Source organism: Oceaniferula spumae, assembly GCF_042849255.1.
Taxonomy (GTDB): domain Bacteria; phylum Verrucomicrobiota; class Verrucomicrobiia; order Verrucomicrobiales; family Akkermansiaceae; genus Oceaniferula; species Oceaniferula spumae.
The window spans coordinates 1317853-1342379 of sequence record NZ_AP026866.1; the positions used below are offsets into that span (position 1 = coordinate 1317853).

General features: G+C 52.2%; 16 protein-coding genes. 8 read left to right on the plus strand and 8 right to left on the minus strand.

What is annotated here, in order from left to right; all coding sequences use genetic code 11:
- Positions 1 to 42: 42 nt before the first annotated feature.
- On the minus strand, positions 43 to 2298 hold the full coding sequence (gene katG, locus ACSPJT_RS05530) for a catalase/peroxidase HPI (protein ID WP_435895370.1): 2256 nt from the start codon (positions 2296 to 2298) through the stop codon (positions 43 to 45).
- Positions 2299 to 2353: 55 nt separating this feature from the next.
- Positions 2354 to 2779 (minus strand): Fur family transcriptional regulator, encoded by a 426-nt coding sequence (locus tag ACSPJT_RS05535; RefSeq protein ID WP_435895371.1) that lies wholly within the window; start codon positions 2777 to 2779, stop codon positions 2354 to 2356.
- 206 nt (positions 2780 to 2985) lie between these two features.
- On the opposite strand from ACSPJT_RS05535, the gene ACSPJT_RS05540 reads away from it, so the two are divergent.
- Both ACSPJT_RS05540 and ACSPJT_RS05545 read left to right on the plus strand, forming a co-directional pair.
- The gene (locus ACSPJT_RS05540; protein ID WP_435895372.1) at positions 2986 to 3735 is read left to right on the plus strand and encodes a PEP-CTERM sorting domain-containing protein; all 750 of its coding nucleotides are present in this window, start codon (positions 2986 to 2988) and stop codon (positions 3733 to 3735) included.
- An 80-nt stretch (positions 3736 to 3815) separates the two neighbouring features.
- Complete coding sequence (locus ACSPJT_RS05545) at positions 3816 to 5882, plus strand: sialate O-acetylesterase (RefSeq protein WP_435895373.1); 2067 nt, start codon at positions 3816 to 3818, stop codon at positions 5880 to 5882.
- Between the two features lie 63 nt (positions 5883 to 5945).
- Here the strand turns inward: ACSPJT_RS05545 and ACSPJT_RS05550 are convergent, their stop codons facing one another.
- The 4 genes from ACSPJT_RS05550 to ACSPJT_RS05565 form a co-directional block, all read right to left on the minus strand.
- Positions 5946 to 6833 (minus strand): hypothetical protein, encoded by an 888-nt coding sequence (locus tag ACSPJT_RS05550; protein WP_435895374.1) that lies wholly within the window; start codon positions 6831 to 6833, stop codon positions 5946 to 5948.
- 266 nt (positions 6834 to 7099) lie between these two features.
- A complete protein-coding gene (locus ACSPJT_RS05555; RefSeq protein WP_435895375.1) occupies positions 7100 to 9952 on the minus strand; it encodes a hypothetical protein in 2853 nt (950 codons plus the stop codon).
- A gap of 63 nt (positions 9953 to 10015) precedes the next feature.
- A complete protein-coding gene (locus ACSPJT_RS05560; protein WP_435895376.1) occupies positions 10016 to 11473 on the minus strand; it encodes a DUF1501 domain-containing protein in 1458 nt (485 codons plus the stop codon).
- 2 nt (positions 11474 to 11475) lie between these two features.
- Positions 11476 to 14307: a PSD1 and planctomycete cytochrome C domain-containing protein gene (locus ACSPJT_RS05565; protein ID WP_435895377.1), complete on the minus strand. Its 2832-nt coding sequence runs from the start codon at positions 14305 to 14307 to the stop codon at positions 11476 to 11478.
- A gap of 186 nt (positions 14308 to 14493) precedes the next feature.
- Between ACSPJT_RS05565 and ACSPJT_RS05570 the strand changes: the two genes are divergently transcribed.
- The 6 genes from ACSPJT_RS05570 (at position 14494) to ACSPJT_RS05595 (ending at position 22276) form a co-directional block, all read left to right on the plus strand.
- Positions 14494 to 15294, plus strand: a complete 801-nt coding sequence (locus ACSPJT_RS05570) for a helix-turn-helix domain-containing protein (protein ID WP_435895378.1) — start codon at positions 14494 to 14496, stop codon at positions 15292 to 15294.
- A 58-nt stretch (positions 15295 to 15352) separates the two neighbouring features.
- A complete protein-coding gene (locus tag ACSPJT_RS05575; protein ID WP_435895379.1) occupies positions 15353 to 16903 on the plus strand; it encodes a glucan biosynthesis protein in 1551 nt (516 codons plus the stop codon).
- A complete protein-coding gene (locus ACSPJT_RS05580; protein WP_435895380.1) occupies positions 16879 to 17481 on the plus strand; it encodes a hypothetical protein in 603 nt (200 codons plus the stop codon). Before ACSPJT_RS05575 ends, ACSPJT_RS05580 begins: the two co-directional genes overlap by 25 nt.
- Positions 17482 to 17513: 32 nt before the next feature.
- Positions 17514 to 19649, plus strand: a complete 2136-nt coding sequence (gene mdoH / locus ACSPJT_RS05585; protein ID WP_435895381.1) for a glucans biosynthesis glucosyltransferase MdoH — start codon at positions 17514 to 17516, stop codon at positions 19647 to 19649.
- A 111-nt stretch (positions 19650 to 19760) separates the two neighbouring features.
- A complete protein-coding gene (locus ACSPJT_RS05590) occupies positions 19761 to 20129 on the plus strand; it encodes a DUF3127 domain-containing protein (RefSeq protein ID WP_435895382.1) in 369 nt (122 codons plus the stop codon).
- Between the two features lie 98 nt (positions 20130 to 20227).
- Positions 20228 to 22276, plus strand: coding sequence for an arylsulfatase (locus ACSPJT_RS05595; RefSeq protein WP_435895383.1), 2049 nt, complete (start codon positions 20228 to 20230; stop codon positions 22274 to 22276).
- A gap of 12 nt (positions 22277 to 22288) precedes the next feature.
- Here ACSPJT_RS05595 and ACSPJT_RS05600 read toward each other — a convergent pair whose 3' ends face one another.
- On the minus strand, positions 22289 to 24025 hold the full coding sequence (locus ACSPJT_RS05600) for an ABC transporter ATP-binding protein (protein WP_435895384.1): 1737 nt from the start codon (positions 24023 to 24025) through the stop codon (positions 22289 to 22291).
- A gap of 182 nt (positions 24026 to 24207) precedes the next feature.
- A complete protein-coding gene (rpmB, locus tag ACSPJT_RS05605; RefSeq protein ID WP_435895385.1) occupies positions 24208 to 24471 on the minus strand; it encodes a 50S ribosomal protein L28 in 264 nt (87 codons plus the stop codon).
- Between the last annotated feature and the right edge of the window lie 56 nt (positions 24472 to 24527).

The window sequence follows — 24527 nt, forward strand, 5'->3', positions numbered from 1 at the left end:
AAGACACGCCGAGTGGATATTTTCTGCAGTGATCCGTGGTAGTTAGATCAGATCAAAGCGATCCAGCTCCATGACCTTCACCCAAGCGGCGATGAAGTCTTGGACGAACTTCTGCTCGGCATCAGCGCAGGCATAAACTTCGGCGACGGCACGCAGCACGGAGTTTGATCCGAAAACGAGATCCGTTCTGGTTCCGGTCCACCTTGGCTGCTTGGTCTTGCGATCAGAACCAAGGTAGGCATTGCCACAAGGCGAGACCGATTTCCACTCCACGCCCATGTCTAGCAGGTTGATCAAGTAGTCATTGGTCAACTGGCCACGGCGTGTTGTTAGAATACCGTATCCTTCGTCATCGGCATTGGTTTCCAGCACACGCAGACCACCCACCAAGACGGTCAGCTCTGGGGCTGTTAGTGTGAGCAGCTGGGCGCGATCGATCAAGAGGTGCTCTGCCGGCACGCTGAATTTACCGCCCAGATAGTTGCGGAAACCATCGGCTTTGGGTTCGAGAACCTCGAAGGATTCTACGTCGGTTTGATCTTGGCTGGCATCGGTGCGACCTGCAGTGAATGGCACTTCAACATCGTGGCCTGCGGCTTTTGCTGCCTGCTCGATACCAACGCTACCACCGAGCACGATGAGATCTGCCAGTGAGACCTTTTTCCCGTCCGATGCGGAATCATTGAATGCATTCTGGATTTCCTCCAGCTTTCCTAACACCTTGGTCAGCTGCTGAGGTCGGTTTACTTCCCAGTCTTTCTGAGGTGCCAGACGAATGCGTGCGCCATTGGCACCGCCGCGTTTATCGGATCCACGGAAGGTGGAAGCCGAGGCCCAGGCGGTGGAGACCAGCTCGGAGACGCTCAGGCCGGAGTCGGCAATCTGCTGTTTCAAATTCGCCACGTCCTTGCCATCCACCAGCGCATGATCAACGGCAGGAATCGGATCCTGCCAGATGAGATCTTCCTCAGGCACTTCAGGCCCAAGGTAGAGAGCCTTCGGCCCCATGTCACGATGGGTGAGCTTGAACCATGCCTTGGCAAAGGCGTCGGCAAACGCGTCGGGGTTCTCCAGGAAATGACGGGAGATTTTTTCATACTCAGGATCGAAGCGCAGTGACAGATCAGTGGTCAGCATCGTCGGACGATGTTTCTTCGATGGGTCATGCGCGTCTGGAATGGTCTCGCCGCCGTCTTTCGCAATCCACTGGTGCGCACCGGCAGGGCTCTTTGTTAGAGCCCATTCATGTTCGAACAGATTCTTGAAAAAGCCATGGCTCCACTGGGCCGGTGTCTGGGTCCAAGTGACTTCGAGACCACTGGTGATGGTATCGCCTCCCTTGCCTGTGCCGTAGCTGTTCGCCCAGCCAAAGCCCTGTGCTTCCAACGGTGCATCTTCGGCATCATCACCCACGTGATCGGCCGGGCCAGCTCCGTGAGTTTTTCCGAAGGTGTGACCACCGGCAATCAGGGCGACCGTTTCCTCATCATTCATCGCCATCCGACCAAAGGTCTCACGAATATCATGCGCGGCTAACACAGGGTCCGGATTTCCGTCAGGGCCCTCTGGGTTGACGTAAATCAGGCCCATCTGCACCGCTGCGAGAGGATTCTCTAACACGCGACTATGCACATCGCCATCGGCATCATCGTCCGAGACTAGCACGCCGCGATCTTCGTCTGCGCCTTCCGAGCCATGATCATAACGCTTATCACCACCTAACCACTCGGTCTCGCGGCCCCAGTAAACATCTTGATCCGGCTCCCAAGTATCGGCACGACCACCGGCAAATCCGTAGGTCTTGAAGCCCATGCTTTCCAGAGCCACGTTACCTGTTAGAATCAACAAGTCAGCCCAGGAAATCTTGCGTCCGTATTTCTGTTTGATCGGCCAGAGCAGACGACGCGCCTTGTCCAGGCTGACGTTATCCGGCCAGCTGTTAAGAGGAGCAAACCGCTGCTGACCACGGCCACCACCACCACGACCATCACCCTGGCGGTAAGTGCCGGCACTATGCCATGCCATGCGGATAAACAATGGTCCGTAATGCCCAAAGTCCGCCGGCCACCAGTCTTGGGAGTCAGTCATCAACTCAGTAAGATCCTGCTTCACAGCGTCGAGATCGAGACTGGCAAATTCTTTACGATAGTCAAAGTCCGGCTCCATGGGGTCCGACTTACTCGAGTGCTGATTTAATAAATCCACACGCAGTCTGTTCGGCCACCAGTCCTCATTGGTGGTTCCGCCGCCACTGGGGGCAGCCTGCTGGAAAAAGGGGCATTTTGATGTGTCTGACATGGTATTGTATTTTATGGGTTAGTTGTTGTTAGTTCGTTCGTTGTTAAAAATCTGATCACGCATCTTCCTTCACCTTCTGGCACTCCGGGCACACGCCCCAGTAGATCACCTCCGCTTCATCGATCACAAAGCCGGCATCATCCGATGCATGCAGACACGGTGTCTGACCTGTCGCGCAGTCCACATCCACGGTCATGCCACATTTCCTGCAGACCAAATGATGATGATTGTCACCCACCCGGTTCTCATAACGCGCAGAAGATCCGGCTGGTTGAATACGCCGGATCAGTCCTCTCTCCGAAAACAGAGTCAGTACATTATAAACCGCCTGCCGCGAAATCGTGCCGATTTCCGCGCGCACCACATCGGCTAATGCGTCAGCCGTCGCGTGAGGCTTGCTATCCACAGCCCGCAACACAGCCAAACGCTGCGCCGTCACCGGTATCCGGTGGTCTTTGAGAATGGCTGAGTGATCGGACACGATGATTTACTATGACAACTTTTTGACCATGTAAAGTATTTAGTGGTGCATTTTCACAACACTCATCCAATAATTCACCGATATTCCTCAAAAATGCTTCAAATGTGAACACTCGGTCACAAATAAGCCCCGTTTGCTATTTTCATATTGCATGGCTTAACAAGAAACTTAAATATTCATCTCATAACACTTTCTAGATAAACACTATGAAACATCCATCAAAGCCATTTATGTCGGTCGTGCTCACCGCACTTCTCGCGCCAACCCTCTCCGCTGCGCTCGTCGTCAATGTGGACTTCAGCCGTGACACCAGTATCTCAGGTCAAAACCCCGGAGGTAACCCTGCACCGACTCTCTATTCAGGAACTGGCCCTGCAACTGACGCAGGAACTTCTTGGAACGATTTTCAAGTCCAACTCTCGACAACAGGTCAAACCGTTGCAGCCGGCCAATCATTCTCCGGCATCAACGGCGGAAACACCCTTATAGCTTCGGACGGAGTAACAGATAGCGGATTCAACGTTGCTCTGACATCAGGTTTCTTCCGCGCATTCAATGGAGGCACAAGCGGCGGCACAGGGGATCTCCTTGGTGATCGCGTGTTCTCCAATGGTAATAACAATGCCATATTCACACTCAGTGGACTGAACTCAACCAAAACATATGACCTCTATCTAATTCAGGGAAATTACGATGTAACATTTATTTCAGGTGCCAACTCTGTAGTTGCTACCGGTTCATCAAGCGCCACCTTCGAAAGCGGTGTAAATTTCGGATTACTTTCAGGTTTAACACCCGATGCTTCAGGTAACCTCAGCGTAACCATCGATCCTACACCAGACAATCAGTTCGGTGTCATCGCTGGCCTGCAGATCGTCGAAGTCCCAGAACCCTCTGCAGCCGTCCTTCTCGGACTCGCTTCCCTCGCAGGCCTTACACGCCGCCGCCGTAGCTAGAATGCGTTCAGCACTCTCGATCAATCAATCGAAATGGGGCGCCTAGACCAAGATGTCCCATTTTTGTCTCCACACACATCATGAATTACCCAACAACCATTCTAGCTCTCATTCTGCTAGCGCTTACGTCTTGGGCATCAGCAACGCAGGTCAATGTCGATTTTGGTCCCACCGGCAGCGGAACCTTCTCTGGCCAAGGCCCCCTTGCGACAACTGGCACACCCACTTGGAACAACCTGCAACCCGCCGCTGCTGGCACCAATATTTCCAATCCTTATCTTGCTCAAAACCTTGAAGATACCGACGGAATCGTTACCGCAGTCGACGTTGAACTCACCAGCGGGTTCTATCGCGCATTCGGAGACGGCGGCACGGGTTCTCTGACTGGCGACCGAACATTTTCTAACAATAGTAACGTCGCCACGTTCACTATCAAGGATCTGGACCCGACAAAAACCTATGATCTCTATCTGATCAGCGGAAATTATCATGTCATCTATGCCTCCGGTAGCAGCTCTGCCACCGTAACAGGCTCCAGCAACTCCACATTCACTGACGGAGAAAACTATGGCGTTCTCTCAGGTTTAATCCCCGATGGCACAGGCAATATTGCCGTCACCATCACCCCGCAGACAGGCAATCAATTCGGCGTCATTTCCGGCCTTCAAATCATCGAAACAGGAGACGCCCCACCCACCGCCATATTCAGCTCCTCTGCCACATTCGTTCAGAAACCCGACACCATCCAGCTCTCATGGACGGTGCCCCCCGGTACATCCACAATTAAAATCACCCCGGATATTGGAGATGTGCTTCCACAGACCACAGACGGCAGCGGATCCATTAGCGTCGCCCCCATTGGAAATGTTGCATACCAACTTATCGTCGACGGTGAGGTCGCGCAAACCATTCCCGTCGTCGGATTACCCGAGAAAAGCAAAGTCCACATCTATCTCTTTATCGGCCAATCCAACATGCAGGGTTCCGGTCGCGACTTCGACTCCACGCTTGACGCTCCCATCGACAAAGTCCTCCAATACGGCAGCCGTGGTGGCATGGAAGACCAGTGGGTTCTCGCCCAGCACGCGCTGACATCTCTGGGAGGAGGCAGCACACGCATCGGTATGGGACTGGAATTTGCCAAGACCATGCTCGCCCACGAAAATGACCCAGACGTGGTCATTGGCATTATCAACCATGCGGTCGGAGCCACAGCCATCCAGTTCTGGGAACCCGGTGCCATCGACACCAAACACACAGGAGCACACAAGCTTTATGATGAAGCTATCCAACGCACAATCGCCGCCAAAACCTACGGCACCGTCAAAGCTGTGCTCTGGCACCAGGGCGAATACAACACCAACCGCAACTCCAATCCATCATCCGATCCCAACGGCTACGCCACCCGACTTCAGAACTTGGTAGAAAACCTCAGAACCGACCTAGCCGACCCAGCGCTCCCTTTCATCTGTGGCAAGCTTGTGCCATCGTCTTGGGTCGATGCCAATGGCAACAACCAGACTTACACCGGCCTCCCTGACCGAGTTCCCGTCGAAGCCGCACTCGCCGATCTCCCAAACCAGAAATCCAACACCTTCTGCGTCGATAACAACGGTCTCCGAGGACACAACGATGAAAAAATCCACTTCGATGCCTACTCCCAGCGTATCCTCGGCGTGCGCTACGCCAATGCACTTATCGGCATCAACGCCGACCCACTGCAAAAATTTCTCGGCGGCTTCTACAATCCAACCGAATTGTTAGATCCAGGAATCGGAAACCCTGAAGCCGATCCAGACCACGACGGAATCACCAACATCGAAGAGTTTGCCTTTCTCACCGACCCATCCGTTCTAACAACGGATCGCCCCTACCAAGTCTCTCAAGCGACCGCAGAAAACGAAGGCACCTACCCAGTTTTTGAATTCCGAATGCGCACGGACGATGACGCTCCAAGCTACATCCTCGAATCATCCACTGATCTCACGACATGGAAAAACAACCAGAACTCCCCCTCTGACATTCACCTCCCTCTCGGTATCCCAACAGATAACGGAGACGGTACTGTCACTCAAGAATTCCGCTACCATCTTCCGTATCATCTGAGTCCGGAGAAACTATTCTTCCATCTGAAGATCGAATTGTAGTCGACTTTCTTGCTCCGTAGAGAAGCAATATGCATGGAAAAATTATCCTCGCAGCTGAACCATCTATTTTCTGCGACGAGCGAAAACAAGAGTCATCAAACCACTAAGAGCAAGAATCGCTGAGCTTGGCTCCGGAATGGCAGTTACCGTGAATGTATCGTTTCCGTTATCGACGGCCATGAGCAGCACGTCGTTGCTGGAACGGAAGAATGTGTTTGTCCCAATCTGCCCCTGAACCGCACCCATATTGCCAAAGCTATTGCCAAAATGCGCCGTAAAACTTGAGCCAATTGCCAGGAAATCGACAAAGTTATTATTCGTAGTGAAACGGTTGATTGATCGATTCGTATCAAAGGTCCCTCCATCCAAGATGATTTGGGTGAAACGAGAGTCGTTGAAAGAATAGGCCAAGGCTCCATTTCCGGCGATAGTGAAGACCCCATCTGAGTTCACTAGGTATGTATGAGTGATTCCATTGTTGTGACGGTTAAGAGACCCTGCGATCGACAAGTTCAAGGTCGTATCACCAGCTGGACCAATGCCATCTCCGATAGTGAATACCGTTCTGTTGCCCGACTGTGTCCATACACCATCATCCCGGGCGGCTGATAAATTCATGTTCAACACCCCACCACTGTCCAAGATGAGTGTGGGAGTGGCCCTGTTATTGGCAGAGTTCCCACCCCCAAGACTTGGAATATTGGTCGTTGGCATAGTAGTGCTAGAAAACCTGACTTGATGGTCCGGGTGCAGATTGAAGCCGTTGGCATCGATATTATTGGCTGGGGCAGTATCTGGCGGAATTCCATTGGAGTCCCAGTTCCCTGAGTCATTCCAGTTCCCGTTTGCGGCTGCACCAGTCCAGAGATAGACGACGGCCTGACTAGTACCGCAAAGTAATCCAGCGGTAAGGGCCACGACGAACCACGAAGGTAGAGATGGGAGTTTCATAAAGTCCATAGTCTCAGCAACTATATCGACTGTCAAGGTTTCGGGAAAAATTATCCCATCTCCTCTCCAGTACTAACTTCAACAACTGCCTAATAATAGCGGGTGACGAAACCCCACTTATCACCAGACGTTTTCGTCATAGCTGTTACGCTGAGGAAGGATAATGCCGGCCTCTCCAAAGTACCCGTATTTCCTCCAGTTTATTCGCAAACACTTCCTGAAACAGACTCAACCCACCTTGGGTTCGGAGGCGTTTCATTGGGATCCTAGTTGAAGATGTAATACGCGTATCCTTGGGCGGGCACTGTGACTTTAATTTCGGCACGGGCTGAGGTGTCCAGATCGATCGACGTAGCTGGTTGACCGTTATCGGACAACATGGCCTTGTTACGCAATCCAGCGTAGTAAAGTGGAACTCTGATCGTTTTGGAAAGTTCCTTGTCAGTGGGATTGTAAACTGAGAGGAATGCTTTTTCTTTGAGCGTCGGGTTGACGTGAAGCATCCAGTCGAGGTCCAGTCCATCGGCGCGTCGTCCATGGATCAAGTCGGATTCAAGAATAGCGCGATGCTTTTTATACCATGCCACGGTGTTAGTGACCATCTGTTTGGTCTTCTCGGTATCGTATAACCGTGGACCACGGTAGCAGGCCTGGACACCAAGGCCGAGGTTCGAGCGCATCATGATTTCATAGTGATCGAGGTGCTTCTCAAGAGGCTCAATTGTAGCGGCAGCTCCACCGCCGTGGTATTGAGTTAGAGGAACAAACATCCACCCCATGCTGGGAGTTTTCTCCCATGTGCCATCGTAAATATTCTGACGCGTGTGGATGCGTTGTTGTTCGCGAGGGAGCGACCAGTTGACCTCACGGTAGCCCATGCCACATTTGTTAGATCCGCTGAGGTAGAAGTAATCCGGCAGATTGAAATAGACACCTTTACTACGCAGATGTTTGTAAAAATCCGTCCAGATCCGCCAATGAACCCAGCGTGAATCAGTGACTCCTTTTTGCAGAGGAGGACGTGCTGTCACATCCACGTCACCAGGATAAGCGCCATCGTTCTCGAACACCATGAATCCGGTTTTATCGAATAGGTTATACAATTTCTTGATATAAGCCTGTCCCCATTCGCTGGTGATGGCCGGACATTTTCCGTGGGCATTGCTCATGCCCTTGGGTGGGATGATGTCGTTCCCCTTACCTGCACTGCGCGATGAGTAGAGCGAATAGCTCCCCAGATGAATCCCCTTGTTGAGTGCATACTCATTGATTTCTTTCCACTTCTCCAGATAGGCAGGGCTGTCATTCTCGGAATCAAATCCGGAACCGAAGGAGAGGATGACCATTTCAAATCCTGTTTCCGCAGCTTGATCGATGGCTTTCTTAACCACGGTTTCGTTAGACGACTTGCAGTGCAGCATGAGTGGATTCTCAGTCACCCAAGGAGCAACTGTGCGATACATTTTTCTCAATGCCAGCCCTCGGCGCTCGCGCTCCTCGGAATCATACACCAGCTCGAAAACTTGGAACGATTTGAAAGTGTTTCCTGGCTCTATGGTTTGGTCAGGACCAAAGGTAGGCTCCACTTTCAACAGGCAGGGCTGTTCCAGCTTGTAGTTCACTTGGCTGCTGTAGGTTTTGTCCGTCTGCCAGTGGACCGTATGACGATTGGCATTCTGGTGAGTAAATCCTCCGAAGGCCATGTCGGTCTCCACGTGCAGCATGCGAGGTTTCGGAAGAGGCACTCCAGGTCTCGATTCGACATTGTTAGCATATTCAACCACGGCAAGTGTTTCAGCGTTAAACTTATCAAGATTGATGGCCTTCTTGGTGTTATTCGTAACTGTGACCCACTTGCTGATAAGCGGAACACCGTCGTAGATTTCGTAATGCACCGAAACGGTGATGTCTTTTTGGCCCGACTGCTTTTTTTTGATTGCTGCTAGCTTGGCCTGATCAAAGGCTCCGTAGAAAGCCACCTGATTGATTCTGAGTCGAACGAGTTCCCCCTCGGTACTGGCATCCGAACCGTTGCCATCCTTGGCGATTTTTCCGACGCGGAAGGCTTTGGGTTTTCCAAGATTATTGGGGATATCAAGAGCCTTGAAATGCGTCCAAGCCCCTCCTTCAGGTTTGGCATCGAAATACAATTTGTTTGTGCCTATTCTTACACGCAGTGTCCAAGGCTTACTAAGATCAATCTTCTGATTTCCACTGACGTTAGGTTCTTCAGAGCGACCGTTATAGAGTCCTAAAACCGGTCGGCTCACCCCAGCCAAACCTCCGGGACGCAGGTTAAACTTGATCACTCTGTCACTGTAAACCAGCGCTATGCCCGGCCCCCAGCTTGTGGATTCATCAGTGCCAGCATGGATGGTGGCTTCGGCAACTTCGGTTCCCTCAGGGAGATCACGTTCAGCATACACCGCCGTGTGCGGTGGAGTGTAAATCTCCCCGGGTTTACCTTCGTTGTTAAAGCTACTCCTAGAATGTAATTTGCTGGTGTGAATTCGCCATGACTTATCGAGTGTTTTAAAATCCTCTTCAAAGAGCATTGGTCTGCCATAGCTGGAGTCCACCAGTGGATCAGGATGCGATTTCCCCTCGCTGACTTGCGGCATGCTGTAGTCGAGGCGTAAATAAGCTCCCTTGGGTGGCCACACGGCATCGCTAGCGTAGTGGCGTGATCGTTTCCATTTCAGACGCTCTTGGGGTTTTCCTATTTTGAAATCTGTCAACTTGAGCGCCCCCTTAAGCGGAGTCATGGCCTCAAGCCATTCCTGGGTTAGAAATGCTTTGTTCGGCTGACCTTCAGCGCCGCCGATTGGATAAGTGATCCCATCAATCGATACAGCGCCCTCTGGTTCTACCGCCCGGATGATCCCCTCTCCGGTCATTTGATTGAGGTAATGAATCGTGGTCCCCAACCGGACATCAATCGTGCGTTGAATCAGTCCGTTGCCGATCCTCAGAGTCTTAGCCGCTTCGTCAGAAGTCACTTTGGCTACAAAACCCGAGTTATCGATAAGCCAGTCTTGTTGCAACTGGTAGTTAGACGGGAGCTGGGCGCTGATTGACGTAGCGGCAAGCAGGGAAAGAAAAATGATAAGATGTTTCATGAAGGATTAAACGATGGACCTGTGAAGATAGGCAGGAGCTATTCTGAACAGGTCTATACTACCTCATGAAAAGATCTCTTTCACTACCCTAGCTGGCTTGGTGACTCCGGGCAGCGTCTGATCCAGCCCGTTGAACGGGAAGGTCAGCTTGTTATGTTTGAGGCCGAGAGTGTGGAGGATGGTGGCTTGGAGGTCTTGGGTGGAGACTTTGTCTTTGATCGCTTTGTAACCGATGGGATCGGTCTCACCGTAGCTGAAGCCTCGTTTGACTCCAGCACCAGCGAGCCACATGGTGAAGGCTCCAGGGTTGTGATCGCGACCGATGAATTTCATCTCAGTTCCGCCACGGTTCTCACGCATCGGAGTGCGACCGAACTCGCCGCCCCAGACGACCAAGGTGTCTTCTAACAGACCGCGCTGTTTCAGGTCGGTCAGCAGTGCTGCGATGGGTTTATCCGTCTGCTCGCACTTGCGTTTGAAGCCGCTGTTCAGAGCCTCGGAACCAGCCGCGCCGTGTGAGTCCCAGCCCCAGTCGAAGAGCTGGATGTAGCGAGTGCCGCGCTCGGCGAGGCGGCGTGCTAACAGACAATTATTGGCAAAAGATTCCTGCCCCGGTTGGGTGCCGTAGAGATCGTGGATGTATTTAGGTTCATCCTTGAGATCAAAGGCCTCGTTGGCATGGATCTGCATTTTGAATGCCATCTCATACTGGGCGATGCGTGTGAGCGTTTCCGGATCATTGGTTTCATCATGGGCGGCCTGATTGATCTGGGTAATCGCATCGACCGCTTGTTTGCGCATGTTTCGCGAGATGCCGTCTGGGTTTGATAGATAAAGCACAGGGTCACCTTTGGAACGGCACTGCACACCTTGATAAACAGAGGGCAAGAAACCGGAGCCCCAGACGGATTTACCGGCCGAAGGAGCCTTGCCTCCTGAAACCAATGAGATATAGCCAGGGAGGTTTTCATTTTCTGAACCAAGACCGTAAGTCACCCATGATCCGATGGACGGGTTTCCTAACAGGGCGTTACCGGTGTGCAGAAGTAATTGCGCAGGCGCGTGGTTAAACTGATCGGTGTGCATTGATTTGATAAAACACACTTCATCGATGACCTTTTCAAAGTGAGGCATGCGATCGGAGATCCACTGACCGGATTCTCCCGTCTGATGGAATGGGAAAATACTGTTCAGCAAGGTGGGAACCCCCTGAATGAAGGCGAAACGCTGCCCTTCCAAATACTCCGCGGGTGTCGCCTTGCCGTTGAATTTTTTCAGATCCGGCTTGTAGTCAAAAAGCTCTAACTGCGACGGTGCGCCGGCCATGTGCAGGAAGATCACACGCTTTGCCTTGGGCGCGAGGTGGGCAATGTGATCCGGCATGCCCGCTGATGAGCCAAACGATTTCGATGCCATGGAGCTAAGCCAAGCGGAGCCGACGCCTGCCACACACTTACCGAGGAACTGTCGGCGTGACTGGTGCAGTAGGGTATCGTGCTGGAGTTGTTGTTGGAGATTCATGGTTATTTGGTTAGAGCCGCATCGAGGTTCAGAATCGTGTTCGCAAGGACCGTGCGGGCGGCATCCTCGGGAGTAGCGGAGAACTTTTTGGCATTCTCTGGGTTGGCTTGAAAATCGGCTAACAGCTCGGCATGGAGATTTGTTAGAATTTGAACGGTTTTGGTATTTGGCATCTCATTGGTGGCCACGAGGTAGCCGTGAGTGATCTGACTTTCGAGACTGGTGCCATTTTCCAGCATGCGTTTCGCCAATGCTTGCGAGCACTCAAGATACACCGGATCGTTCAGTGTGATCAGCGCATGCAGCGGTGTATTGGTGGGGATGCGCTGGGCAGAGCAAAGGTCTCGTGGCGGGGCATCAAAGGTAAGCATGGATGGATATGGGCTGGTGCGTTTCCAGTAAGTATAGAGCGCACGGCGGTATCGGTCCGGGCCGGTGGCTGTTTTCCACTTTGCGCCTGAATACACCGTCTGCCAAATACCATCCGGCTGCGGCGGCATGACTGAGGCGCCCAGCATGTTAGGTGCTAATAATCCGGAGACCACGAGTGCGTTGTCACGGATCATTTCGGCATTCAAGCGGGTGCGGGGGCCGCGGGCGATGATGATGTTCGCCGGATCTTTCGCTGCGAGTTCCGCGGTGGCTTTGTTGTCCTGGCGGTATGCCGCACTGAGCACCATCTCACGCATCAGCGACTTCATCGACCACTTGTATTTTCCGCTAAACTCGATCGCTAAGTGATCGAGCAAAGGTAAGTTACTAGGAGCAAGACCAGTGGAGCCGAAGTCGCCAAGCGTGGATACGATGCCTCGACCAAAGAACTCGGAGAACACACGGTTTGCCATCACGCGTGCCGTAAGAGGATTTTCTGGAGACGTGATCCACTTGGCCATTTCCAGACGATCATTGGCAGGAGCCTTGTAGCCGTTGAGCAGTTTCGGCACGCCCTCGGTGAACAGGTCGCCCTTATTCAGCCAGAGGCCGCCGATGAACAAACGAGTCTCTCTTTTCGCATCTTCCGGACGCTGGGCGATCACTGGCACATCAACACCCTTAATCTGATTATACTGATGATTTGCGGCATTGTATTGATTCACCGCATCTTTGTGGGCTTGAGAATTCACCAACGCTATCCACTGCGGATTTGACGAAGTGGTGACTTTAAAACGGCGTAGAGTCGTCGCCTGATTACCGGTAGTGGATGCCTTGTGCTGAATGGTTATTTCGAACTTATCCCCCGCCTCAAAAGTCACTGGAGCGGTAGGCACGAAGACGGCCTGACGTTCACCAAACAATTTGGGGTAGCCGCCGAAACCGTTACCATTTCCGTGGATAGACGAGACGGGATCGAACTGGCCTGTTAGGTAATCTGCAAAGACATAATTCAAAGCAATGGCCTCACGTTTACCATCAGCTTTGATTCTGTGCAGCTGCATATGGGAGAGCACCGATCCTCGCTCTGGCAGCTCTGCCGGCTGATCCTTCTCCGGGATGATGGTCACTTGGAGCGCGGTGAAATCTTTCGCCTCTGCGATCAGATTGAAGCGTGTGTTAATGGCAAGTGTGCCACTGGTGCGGAGTTCGTTTTTGTCACTTACGACGAGAGCTCCGTGGGTTGTTTTGGTTTCCAGGAACTTGAGATCTTGCCAGCTCTTCTCCGCCATCATCAGCTCGCGACCCGGCTCGTTAATGGCGGCTCGCAGGCCAGGCAGAGAGCTATACAGACTGGCGGCGGTGTCTCGCTGGTTCGCATCGTTGGCTATGCGAAATTTGGGAAAGTCATTGTCGAGATCGGCGTCCTCCGTGGAGTTGAAGAAGGCGTAAAAACGATAGTAGTCCTCGTGCGGAATCGGTTCGTAGGGATGCGCGTGGCACTGAATGCAGCCGAAGGTTAAACCCTGAACGGCGGTCCATGTGGTATTGACCCTGTCGATGGTGGCTGCGACTCGGTACTCCTCGTCATCGGTGCCGCCCTCGGTGTTCGTCTGCGTGTTTCGGTGAAATGCAGTGGCTAGAATTTTGTCGGCTGTCGGATTCGGCATCAGATCGCCAGCGAGCTGCTCCTGGACAAATTCATCATACGGCTTGTCCGCATTGAACGAGCGGATGAGGTAATCACGATATGGCCAGATGTTTCGATGCGGGTCTTTTTCATACCCCATGGAATCCGCGTAGCGTGAGAGGTCCATCCAGACGGATGCCCAGCGCTCACCATAGTGGGGAGACGCGAGTAGGCGGTCGACTTGTTTTTCATAAGCATCCGGTGACTTGTCGGCGATGAAATCGGCAATTTCCTTGGGCGTCGGTGGCAGACCGATGATATCAAATGATGCTCGGCGTAGCCACTGACCTCGATCGGCCTCTGGTGTGGGTTTGAGTCCTGCAGCCTCAATACCGGCGAGAACGAAGGCATCCATGGGAGTGCGGACCCAGTCTTTGTTCTGAAGAGTTGGCGCAGCAGGCTTGACCGGTTTGGCGAAGGCCCAGTGATCTTCCCACTCGGCACCTTGCTCGATCCATTTTTTGATAATGGCCACCTCGTTAGGCGGGAGTGGAGGCTCAGCGTGGTCGCCTTTTTGCAGCGGCATTTTTTCATCCAAGTCATCGGTGATGATGCGGAGAAAAAGTTCGGACTCCATCGGTTTCCCTGGCACGATCAGAGTCTTGCCGGACTTGCCTTTTCCAAGTGCCTCCTCGCGATAGATCAGGGAGAGATCGCCCTTGGCCTTGGCTCCGCCGTGGCACTTGGTGCATTTTGCGATAAAAATGGGGCGGATGTGCTTGTTGAAAGAAATTTTGTCCTCTGAGCCGTCTTCGGCATGAACGGTCAGCATACTTGTAAAAACCGCCGCCACGGAGCAAGCCAATGGTCGGATTCGAGGAGAGATATGAAGATTTGAAAGCATGTCGGGTGAGTGATACGGCAATATACTCGCGATCGTGCGAGCACTTTACTAATTTCCGCCTACAGGATGGTAGTATTTCTTGTGTAAAATGGTATCGTTTGATGAAATGGTAACATGTCCGAGGTAAACCACCAAAAATTTCCGCTCAGTCAATCCGGGTCAGGGCTTGGCGTGGTTTCAGAGGCCGGCACTATCAGCAAAACGGGAGGGGCGATGAAGGTTTATCGACATCTGGGGTCTTATGCTGTGGTGCAATTACTGAATGGCAGCGGATGGTATGAAGATGAACGCGGCTACCGGGCCAAACTTGCCAAGGGCGATGTTCTCGTCATTTTTCCTGATGTGGGACATCGTTATGGGCCGGAGGAAGGCGAACGGTGGGAAGAATTCTATATGGTTTTCCATGGGCCTATATTCGATCTGTGGAGACACAGTGGAGTCCTCAGGTCAGGTCTTTGGAAAGACATCGATGGAACCTTATTGCACTGGGGAAAACGAGCGATGGCAGCGGTGGTAAACTATGAGAAACACGCTCTGCAACTGATATGTGAAGTCCAGATGAGCCTCGCCGAACTGAGGGATCACAGCCAAGAAGATGCTGACATCAGAGAAAAGGACGTATGGTGCGCCAACGCCATGAAATTATTAGGCAATTCGGATCTCGATATCCAGTCCGTCGCCAAAGAAGTCGGTATGGGTTACGAAAATTTCCGCAAGGCATTCAAAAAGAAAGTCGGCATGAGTCCCAACCGATACCGCCAGAAGCAGCTGGCGACACGTGCATGGCACCTCATTTCCGGCAGTAAAAAACCCATGTATGAAATCGCTGAGCAGCTGGGGTTTTGCGATGAATACTACTTCTCCCGATTCTTTAAAAAGCATTTCGGCACGAATCCCAGTGAGCTGCGCAGGTGACGCAACATGACAAGATGTGGCTCGTCAAATCCGACCAATCTGGATATGACTTCCGCACATGCATTTATGCCCTTTCATACGCCTGTGGCTGTCCCTCTGCGCCGTCGTCGCAGTGGCGATGCCATCAGCAGCCGCACCATTCAATTTCCAATCGCTGCAGGAGAAAGCGAAAACACTCGCTGCCTCCGAATATAAGGCTCCCCCTGCCCTGCCTCACGTATTGGTGGATCTGAACTACGATCAATACCGTGCCATCAAAACCTCAAAAGGAGGCACACTCTGGGCCGACCGCGACAGCCCCTTTCAGATCGAATTCATGCATGCAGGATACCGTTTCACGAAACCGGTGAAGATGAATTTGCTCAATGCGGACACACGTGAGCCTAGCCCTTTAAAATTCGAAAAGAAATACTTCGATTACTCCAAGCTGGTCGTGCACCACCCGATCAATGAGGAAGAAATCCACGGTTTCGCCGGCTTCCGTATTCGCCATCCGCTCGAGGGGGGAAAGGAGAACTTTGATGAAATAGGTTCTTTCCTAGGTGCCAGTTACTTCCGGCTGTTAGGAAAAGGTCAACGCTACGGAATCTCCGCCCGAGGTCTAGCTATCAACTCCGTGCTCGACGATTACAACGAGGAGTTCCCGGATTTTATCGAATACTGGCTTGTGGAGCCCAAGCCGGCTGACAAGTTCTTAGAATTCTATGCCTTGTTAGACAGCCCGAGTGTCGCGGGGGCATTCCGCTTTGAGATTCACCCTGGCGATGTCACCGTTTCTAAAATCCAAGTCTCGCTCTATTTCAGGAAATACAATCCATCTGTGGGTCTGGCACCTCTCACCTCGATGTTTTGGTTTGGGGAAAATCATAAGGAGCGGCCGTTTGGAGACTGGCGTCCTGAGGTCCATGACTCCGATGGGTTGTTAGTCAAAACAGAGGGACAAAACACCGTGTGGCGTCCTCTTTACAACCACCACGCCATCCGTAACTCATGGCTAGATGCCACCAAGCTGCAGGGATTCGGCCTGTTCCAGCGCGATCGCGAATATGTGCATTATCAGGACTTATCCAATCCCCAGCACCAAGCACCCAGCACATGGATCAAGCCCACCGGTGATCTATCCGCCTGGAGCACCGGATCCATCCGCCTGATCGAGCTACCCACAGACAATGAGGCGATGGACAACATCGTCACATTCTTCCAGCCGAAAGAATCCCCCCAGGCTGGTGAATCCTTACACTATTCCTACGATCTGGTCTGGGAGCTAGCCGGTGAGAAAGATCTGTCCCCGAACCACGTGACCTCGACACGTATTGGCAAACTCAAACCTTACCCTGGCACACGGCGCTTTGTGGTCGACTTCGAAGGCCCTGACCTCAACAAGCTGCCCGCAGATGCCCCTATTTTCGCGGAAATCACATCGTCTGAGAATGGTTACATCACTGAAAACCAATGTTTCAAAAATGTGCACACCGGAGGCTGGAGAATAGAATTCAAGCTCGACTCTGATAAGAAAAGCCCCCACCCAGTGGAGCTGCGCTGCACGCTGAAACATCCCACCACCAAAAAACCCCTATCAGAAACATGGAGCTATCAGTGGACACACTAAATCTCGCGGCCAACCAACTCGCCGACTGTGAGGAATCTCTCGAGGAGTGGAACGAGGCCTACCGCCGCGTGGAATCTTATTTGCTGGCGCTGCATGTAGATAACAAGCTGCTACTCAGCTCCCTGGTGTTGAAAATTCTGGGCCGGGCAAGTGATCGCCTTGAAAAGGAACCTAACCGCGCTCCAGTGGAACTGGCGGCGGAGGAAACCGATCAGCTGCTGGTCGAATGGTTCCGAGATGTGCTGGGTGAAGACGAGGAAGAGGAGCCTGTCGACCGCCTTTCCGCCCGCGGAAGGCTCGCCCTCATGTTAGTGAACTCTAAAACTCGATGGCAGCAGATTTTCCTCAATGGAGCCCCCGTGCCAAAGGATATGAGAAAACAATTACGCGATGCTTATTTACAGGCGAATCCTGAATTCTCCTTTGCCAACATGCACCCCCGACCGATCGACTTAGGCATCGTCGATCATGCTAACAGAACCATCGAATCCATGGGTCAACTTAGCACTCTCATTCATTGGCTGTTATGGAGCGGCTTCGGCCTGATCATCGCCGCCATCTTCTACTTCACTCGGTAGAAACACCTAAGTTATTCCATTTTTATAACGCCATGTCTGAAGACAAACCAGTAGTCCCCGAGGACAAACAGATGGCCGAACCGGTGCGTGAGCAGGTCTGGCCCACGTTCCTATTTTTCTCGATCGTCATCGTCATCGCCTCACTGGGGGCCTACCTCATGGCGGACTATCTTTGGAAGTTAGGATGGACGTTCTCCTCTACGATTCTGTGGGTACTGTTCACCATACTTTTCAGCTACCTATCGTTCGGCTTCACTCATGCATTTACAGGCTTCATTCTGCGCCGTTGCGGTAGTGCGATCGCACACATGCCATCGTCGATGAGAAACCGTGATGAGGATCCGGAGATCGAGGATGGCACCAGAGTGGCGGTCGTTATTCCTGTTTACAATGAACCGGTCGAACGTGTTTTTGCGGGAATTAAAGCCATTCTCGAGTCTGTCGATCGCACCGCGCACGGTGAGCTGTTTGACTTTTTTATCCTCTCGGATTCCACCCAATCGGAACAATGGATTGCGGAACAGGCAGCCTGGGTAAAGCTCCAGCGTGAAACCGGCAAAGGCAATCGCATTTTCTACCGCCACCGTCCGGATAACTTGAATAAGAAAAGTGGTAACGTCTCCGATTTCTGTCGAACCTGGGGGCCGCACTATCGGTATATGATTGTGTTAGATGCCGACAGTGTCATGTCCGGTGAAACCATGGTGGAACTTCTCATGCGCATGGAGGCAAACCCTGGCATCGGACTGATCCAGACCGCTCCGATCATTGTCGGTGGTGAATCGCTTTACGGCCGTATGCAGCAATTTTCCAATCAGCTATACGGACCAGTTTTCATGGAAGGTCTTGCATTCTGGCAAGGCCGTGGTGGCAATTTCTGGGGGCATAATGCGATCATCCGCTTGCAACCCTTCATGGAACATTGCGAGTTACCTGAGCTACCTGGGAGAAAACCATTTGGCGGACACATTCTGTCGCACGATTTTGTCGAAGCCGGGTTGATGCAAAGAGCCGGCTGGGAAGTCTGGTTGGCGCAAGATCTCGGAGGCAGCTTCGAGGAGGGGCCTCAAGGGATCATTGAGGCGGCCCAGCGAGATCAGCGCTGGTGTCAAGGAAACCTCCAGCACGGCATGCTGCTCTTTGCCAAGGAACTGCGCGGTAAAACCCGAGTCCATCTCGGCAATGGCATTCTCTGCTACCTGAGTTCCGCTATCTGGATGTTATTCATGATTGTGGCCATGTGGAAAGCCGCCGAGCAAGGGATTGAATCGATCGTCCCTAACAAAGGTAGCGCGGAAGGCTTTGTATTGCTCGGTTTGACGATGTTCCTGCTCTTCACCGCAAAGCTTTTCTGCATCATCGATCTGGCACTTGACCGTGAGCGTTGCAAGGGATTCGGCGGATTTATCAACGCCTGTACCAGTTCGTTCATTGAAACCATACTATCAGCATTGATCGCGCCGGTGATGATGATTTTTTACACCCGTTTCGTCATCTACAATCTGATCGGAAGAAGTGTTGGCTGGTCCGCCCAGCGACGTGGTGCTCAAGGCACGTCTTGGGACGATGCGTTTGCGGCCCACGGAGCGCAAAGTCTGATTGGCATACTAACATCAATCCTCGCCATTCTCATAGACCCCATCCTGTTCTGGTGGATGTCACCCGTTTTGATCGGACTCGTGCTCAGTATCCCAGTTTCAGTCATCACCAGCCGCCTTGATTTGGGCCTCAATGCAAAACATGACGGGCTCTTCCTAGTGCCGGTGGAATATGATGCTCCGCGCGAGGTGCGTGAAGCGCTCGACTTTGAGGCGGTGGAACGCAAGGAATTCGCCGGCCTCACAGCCGCAGTGCTGGACCCCTACCTCAATGCCGTGCACGTTTCACTACTCCGTAAAAACCGACACCGACTGCTGCGAGGTAGCAAGGTCTACGGCGACGTCGATGAATCCAAAATCCCGAATGAGGAAAAGTGCGACACCCGACGCTATCTAGCAGGGCGATTACTCCGCGAGGGTCCCAGCTCTCTTCGTACTGAGGAAATATTCATGGTCCTCTCTGATATCGATAGCATGCTTCTGCTACACCGTGAGGCATGGTTGCGGCCCGATAGCTACTTAGCCCCTTGGTGGCGCCGCGCTATCAAAGAGATGTCCGCTTCCATCTGAGCCCTCTCTCCAAGGCACGAATAGCCCAAGCCATGTGGAAAACGTGGTGCCGTAAGCCACTGTCATTTTTTTCGGTGGCATTGCCAGAGCGATCCTGAGTAGACTTTGCCCATGTACGAGGCCACAGGAAAAATCAAAGTCATCTTCGACACGCAGACCTTCCCCAGCGGGTTTACCAAGCGCGAGTTTGTCATCACGACGGGCGATGACAACTACCCCCAAGACATCAAATTTGAGCTCATTAAAGACAAGTGTTCATGGTTGGATAAATTCCAAGCTGGCAACGATGTCACGGTCAGCTTTGATATTCGCGGTAATGAGTTCAAAGAGAAATACTATGTGAACCTCAACTGTTGGAAAATCCAGGCAGCAGGCGGTTCGAACAGTCAAGGTGGCGGACAAGCCCCTCAGCAGGCGTCTTCCAGCAATGAAATCGAGCCATCGCCTGAAGACTTGGCAAACGACGACATTCCTTTTTAGGCCACATGCACCACCCATCAATTTAGTGACGAAGCCCTCCGAGCATGAAAGTTCGGCGGGCTTTTTATTGTAACAATCCAGCCACCCCAACTAAACGTATGAGACTCCTCAAAAATCTATTCATTTTCTCCTTACTAGCCTCGCCTCTCACGGCCGCTACCAAGCCCAATATCCTGTTCATTTTCTGCGATGACCTTGGCTATGGAGACCTCGGGGTCTTTAATCAGAAGCAACGTGAAAAAGCCAATGAGGCTGACAAGCCTTGGTTCACCACGCCGCACATTGATCAATTAGCCGCAGAGGGCATGCAGCTTCGCGCTCACTACTGCGCCGCCCCAGTCTGTGCACCTTCAAGAGCCTCTCTCTTCCTCGGTCAACACCAGGGGAATGCTCCTATCCGAGATAACCAGTTTGATAAAGCTCTGCCCGACCAGCCAACCTTGGCGTCAACTTTGAAACAAGCAGGGTATCACACCGCTCTGATTGGAAAATGGGGATTACAAGGGAATGGCAGTGACTCCAAGTCCTGGCCCTCCTATCCCACCAAGCGTGGTTTCGACTATTTCCTTGGGGGAGTTCGCCACGTCGATGGGCACGAACATTACCCTTTTGATAAGATTCACGTTAAAAAGAAAAAGAAGAACATCAAACACGTGGAAATCTGGGAACAAGACAAGGAAATCGGCGGCGATCTCAAAGGTTGCTACACCACGGATTTGTTCACCGCAGCTTCCAAGAAGTGGCTCATCAATCATCATCGAACCAGTCCCGAGAAACCATTCTTCTTATTTCTTTCCTACGATACACCGCACGCAGCCACGCAGATTGCGACCTCGCCGTATCCTAAAGGGTTTGGTGTCAAAGGTGGCATTCAATGGCTCGGCAAGTCAGGCAAGATGATCAATACGGCCAATGACAGTCCAGACGTTTACCTGCACCCGGATTACGCCGATCGAACATATGATCACGACAACAACCCCAGCACTCCGCTCGTGCCGTGGACCAACGTCGCGAAACGCTATGCATCGTCCATTCGTCGTATCGACAACGCGGTCGCTGACGTCATTCAGACACTTAAGGATCTAGGCGTTGATAACAACACCGTCATCATCTTCAGCAGCGATCACGGCCCGTCCAAGGAATCATATATCAGCGAGCCACTACAGCCCGGCTTCTTCGATAGCTTTGGCCCGTTCACCGGTATTAAGAGAGATTGCTGGGAAGGTGGCATTCGCCCTGGAGCCTTGGCACGCTGGCCAGGTGTTATCAAAGCTGGCAGCATCACCGACAGCCCGTCACAGATGAATGACTGGATGCCGACTTTTTGCGATATCGCCAAAGCTCCGACTCCCGCTCTCTCAGACGGAGTGTCACTTTTGCCCACGCTCACTGGCAAGGGCAGCCAAGCGCCGTCTTCCATCTATGTCGAATATCACGAGAGAGGCACTACACCCGGCTATCCGGAGTTCCCAGAGTCCCGCAGAAAGGCCAAACGCAACCAGATGCAAGTGGTCCGTGAAGGCAACCTCAAGGCGATCCGCTACAATATCAAAAACGCCAAAGATCCTTTCATGGTTTTCGATGTCGTCAAAGATCCTAGTGAAACAACCGATCTAGCGGGTCAGAAGGGCATCCCCTCCCAAGATCACTGGCATGCCGCAGCGGCGCGCCTGCATGGTAGCAACTCCTCCGCAAAACGCCCCTACGACAACGTTGCCATTCCAGCATTAACTCCGGAAAATCCTACACCCGGCATAATCCGCCGCGCTGAGGAGGGGGCCACTCCATACGCAACTAGGATTGCTGATACAGCCGCCTCTGAGACGGTCAAAGCACTTTCCACCAAAGCGATCAAGGGCAACACACAACTCTCCGGCTACATCAAGGTCGATCAAGGGGGACGTTATCAATTCAGCTTCCAACCTAACACAAAGGCAGTGTTATACATTCACGGCATTCTAGTATTGGACAGCGACTCATCACAGTCGTCTCACAGCAAGAAAACACTAAACTTGAAACCCGGCTACCACCCGTTTGATCTCAACGTGCGCACTTCAGGTCAAGCTGCCTCATCGGTGCTCCTTTGGAAAAAGGCGGACTCTGAAAAGCAGGCAGCTGCTCCAGCAGAAACTGCCCTTTTCCATTAAGAGTCTTTTGCCCTATCCGCTTTGGCGATCGTATAGGTCGCGATACAGCCCACTGCTATCGTAGATATCCTCATGAGGACCGTCTGCGACGATGTGGCCTCGATCGAAGACCAAGATCCGGTCGGCAATCTTGATGGTGCTGAATCGGTGAGCGATGATGAAAGTCGTTCTGCCTTTGACGAGCTCTTCCAGAGCCTCCTGGATCTTAGCTTCACTCTCGCTGTCTAACGCAGAGGTAGCCTCATCGAGGATCAAGATGGGCGCGTTCTTGAGGAAGGCACGTGCAATCGCTATACGCTGACGCTGGCCGCCAGAAAGGCGAGTCCCCTTCTCCCCAACCATCGTGTGGTAAGAGTCATCCAATGAGCTCTCGATGAACTCATGAGCATGGGCTTTTTTCGCCGCCTCAAACACATCAGCATCACTTGCCTCAGGATTTCCGATTCTGATGTTCTCTAACACCGTAGCATTAAACAGCACTGGTGACTGAGATACCACCCCGATCGCCCCGCGAAGATCACTTTTACTTACGGCGCGGACATCGTGTCCATCGACGAAAACACAGCCCTCGTTGACATCATAAAATCTAGGAATCAAACTGGCAAAAGTACTCTTACCGGCGCCACTTGGGCCAACCAATGCAACGACTTGCCCCGCAGGTATTTCCAAATGGATGTTATCGAGCGCAAGCTGCTCGTCGTAAGCAAAGTTGACAGCCTCGAACCGAATCCGTCCGGCAACGTCCTCAAATGGCACAGGTTTCTCGGCATCAGGAAGCTCATCGGGGTAATGCAGCAAATACTCGACACGATCTAACGAAGCATTACCTCTCTGAATCTTGGTGTGAATTTTACCGAGTTTCTTGATCGGGTCATAGCACATGTAGAGCGCCATCAATAGCGGCATCATATCTGCCTCAAAATTCAATCCCGCACGCCCAGCGTAAACGATAGCCACGGCAACGCCGCAGGCAGAAACAAACTCGATGGCTGGTCCCAGCATCTTGTCATATTTAACCACCTTCATCCGCGCCTTGAAGAGTCGGATCACTTGGTTTTGGAATGTATTCACGATGCCGTCCTGCATGTTGTAGGAGCGGATCTCCATGGGGGCCTGCAGACCATCGGTGACAGAGGCAGTTAGGTCTCCTGTTTGTTCCTGCACGGCCTTGGCTTTCTTGAAGAGCTTTTTACCAATCATTTGGATCGGCATCACACAGACAGGAATCGTGGCGAGGCAAATATAGAGAAAGAAGAACTCACTCTTCTGCATCGACATGTAGACGAGGAAGCCAATAGCACCGACCATTTGCATCGGTTGGATGATGATATCATTGGAAATCTCTACCAATGCCATGCGCATCATCTGGGTATCGCCCATGAGTCGGCTTAGAAGATCTCCGCTTTTATGTTTCTGAAAAAACTTCAAAGGAAGTTTTTGCAAACGGGCAAAGACATCGACCTGGATATATTCCAACACTCGGAGACCACAGTACTGGATCAGGTAGTTATTAATAAACTGGCTCAGACCTCTAACCAAGAACACGCCGGGCATGATTAAGGCCACTCCGATCAGCTGCATCAGAGGAACTTCTGCCCCTTGGCCGAAGATCTCGGGAAGCACCTTTTTCATCATCCATGGCAAACCCGCACCAGACGCAGCGCCAAACACAGCACCGGCTAATAAAGCTGCGATGAATGGCCACCTCACTCTGAGGAGGTATTTGTAATAAGGCAAAAAGCGCTTCATAAATTCACTGGGAAATACCGGTCTATTTTTCGCACATCAGATTCTGTGCATTCCTGTTCCGGCGGACAGGATCTTTACCCGAGATAGCTCTCAGACACAAGTCATGTGTCTTGCATACCTAGACGCAAAAACGACGGCACGAATGCCGTCGTTTTAAAAATTTGGACTTCAATCAAGCTGAGTTAGATCAACCCTGCTTTCTTGAGAGTGGCGAAAGCGCCGTTTTTGTTGATGGTCTTGATCGCCTTGGCGCTCAATTTGACTTTCACGTGGCGTCCGAGCTCGGGCACGTAAATGCGCTTGGTGTGCAGGTTTGGAGAAACGGTGCGTTTCACGACCTTGGTCACGTGACGACCGATACCACCCTTCTTCTTCGCGAGACCGGAACGGTGAATTCTACCACCGACACGGACACGGGAACCTCTGATACTGCATACTCTGGCCATTGTTCTGAAAGTTAAGTCTGAAAAATTGATTGCTGATAATTAGCGGACAACGCCGC